The 1,936-nt window shown below is 66.6% G+C and carries 1 protein-coding gene; it reads left to right on the top strand.

The features are described from left to right. Positions 1-504 precede the first annotated feature (504 nt). Positions 505-1,936, top strand: a 1,432-nt coding sequence (locus tag L6Q96_23100; protein MCK6557438.1) for a hypothetical protein, incomplete at its 3' end; no start/stop codon positions are given.

Below are 1,936 nucleotides of genomic sequence, written 5' to 3'. Positions count from 1 at the left end.
GCGACGGCGGGCACCGGGCCATTCTGCCGGATTGAGGCTGCCCCTCGTGCCCGCCGCGCGTGAGTTCCGGGCGGTAGGCGACCGGTTGACGTTTGAGTGCGACTGGCGGCGTAAAGGCGCGCCGAGCAAGCGGAGTACGACACAGATGTGGCAATGTACTCGCATCGGCAATGGGGGGGCAACGCAGGCGGGGGGAACGCGCGTCGCGACCCCGCCAGGAGAAGGCGGCTCATCGAGGCGACCGGGCCGTGACCGGTCGAGTTAGTGCGTAGCCGGGCCTATGAACTCGTGTACCGAACGATTCTTTCCGGAGGACGTTATGCGGGCTCCATTCCTACGCGCCTGGTTCTGCTTCGTGGTTGCGACCTGGCTTCCGGTCTTGCTGCCCGCTGCCGGCGCCGAGACCTTGCCGGCGATCAATCGGTGCGACGGCGATTGCGACAGAGACGCGCAGGTGAACGTAGACGAAGTCATGAGCTGCGTAAACATCGCACTCGGCGTGCGTTGCAGGCCGACCCGGCAAACTGGCCCGGCGCCACGCCGACGGCTCCGGACACGGCGCGATTCGTCCCGCCGATCCTCGACGGCGTCTGCCCCGGGCCGCACGCGACGCAGTGTACGTGCCTCGACCCGCCGGCGCCTCCGACCCCGTGCGGTCCGAACAACCGGTACGGCCCTGCCCTGCGCACCGGGTCCGACAGCTACATGCCGGTGATGTTCTGGGCAATGAACTCGTACAACGAGTTCGTCGGCAATCAGGCGGTCGGCGTCCACGGCTTCGGTTCGTGCTTCTGGCTGCTCGGTTCCGGGGTCAGCGGGCCGAGCGCCATGCACCACAGCTTCGACGGTTACGCGAACTACAATCTCGCCGGTGCGTACCAGGCGCCGCTGCTGCGCTTCCGCGGCAACGGATGTACGACCGCGACCTACGCGCTGACGGCATCGGCAGAGGTATCGCCGGCGGCACTCGGAGAAGCGCAGAACACCGGGTTCACACCGGTAGCGAACCCGTATACCGCCGACACCCACGGCAGTCTCAAGCCCGCCGCCGACCTGGGCGACAATTACCTGCGTCCAGCCGTGGTCGGCAACTTCCAGCCGATCCACCCCAACCGCAGGAATTTCACGAACTGCGCCGCCGGCGCATCCGATCCGGCGACCGGCCTCGAACCCAACACGGAATCCTGCGTCACCACGATCGTCGATCGCTTCACGACCTCGTTCAACTGGGCCGAGCGCAACTACGGCTCGATCTGGCTGCGGCCATGGTTCTACCTACTGTTGAACTCGGCGGTGACCGACCAGCTCTTCGGCGGCGTGACGTTCGTGTCGGCCGGCAGTTGGATTCAGGTGCCGCCCGGGTACTTCTCGCTGGTAAAGAACAGCCTGTTCGTCGGCACCACCCAGCACGGCGGCGGCCCGTGGGCAAAGCGGTCGGGGCCGGTGTTCTTGGTGACGGCGAAAGACAACCTCGCGCGCTACGCGCCCTGCGCGGCGGGCGGCAACATCACGTGCAACATCGACGTCGAGGGCACGGGCTTCTGGACCGGCGGTTTCCAGCCGAAGCGGCTGATCAACATCTACGATGGGCCGCACTTCGCCGACGGCAATCTGTTCCTCAATGTCGGCGCCTGGGAGTGCGATCCGCAGCCGTGCATGGACAAGTCGACGTGCGAGATGGAGTTGCCGTGCGGGATCTACGGGTCGACGACACAGCCGGCACCGGGCGATCCATCGCAAGGCATCGACCCGCACAAGATGGTCGTGCTCGACGCCGCCATCGGCTGGAAGCAGCCGAACGGGTTTTACTACCCGCCGGCGTTCACGTACCGCGGCGCGCATTTCTTCAAGACCTTGCCGACCGGCCTGCCGAATCCCGACCCGGCAAACCCGCTCAACCAGTGCTACAGCTCGGCGCGGGCGTCGCCCGCAACCC

Source organism: Candidatus Binatia bacterium, assembly GCA_023150935.1.
Classification (GTDB): Bacteria; Desulfobacterota; Binatia; order HRBIN30; family HRBIN30; genus JAKLJW01.
The sequence above is the reverse complement of the archived record's forward strand: the minus strand, read 5'-3'. Positions and strand labels throughout refer to the sequence as shown.